The sequence below is a fragment of the Streptomyces regalis genome (assembly GCF_001509475.1).
Taxonomy (GTDB): domain Bacteria; phylum Actinomycetota; class Actinomycetes; order Streptomycetales; family Streptomycetaceae; genus Streptomyces; species Streptomyces regalis.
In genome coordinates, this window is record NZ_LLZG01000281.1 from 1 (window position 1) to 326 (window position 326).

Below are 326 nucleotides of genomic sequence, written 5' to 3' on the forward strand. Positions count from 1 at the left end.
CCGTCACGCTCCTCGCACTCGTCGTCCTCATGGTCCTCACCGGGCGCCTCGTGCCCCGCCGGACCTACGACGACCTGAAGGAGGAGCGGGACACGTGGCGGCAGGCGCACGTCGTCTCGGAAGAGGCGCGGGCGATGGAGCGCGCGCAGACCCGCGAGCTGCTGGAGCTGGGACGCACCGGCGCCCACGCACTCGCCGGTCTGCGCGCTGCCGCCGCCGACTCGGAGGAGGTGGGCACAGGGTGAAGTGGCCATGGCGCCGCCGACACAGCGGCCGAAGTCCCGGACAAGCAGCCGCCGCCCGGGCCCTTCACCGGGCCCGCGCCG

1 protein-coding gene is annotated in these 326 nt (G+C 75.2%); it reads left to right on the forward strand.

Annotation, left to right across the window (positions count from 1 at the left end):
* Window positions 1-245, forward strand: a 245-nt coding sequence (locus ADL12_RS26225) for a hypothetical protein (protein ID WP_159053304.1), incomplete at its 5' end; no start/stop codon positions are given.
* Window positions 246-326: the final 81 nt, after the last annotated feature.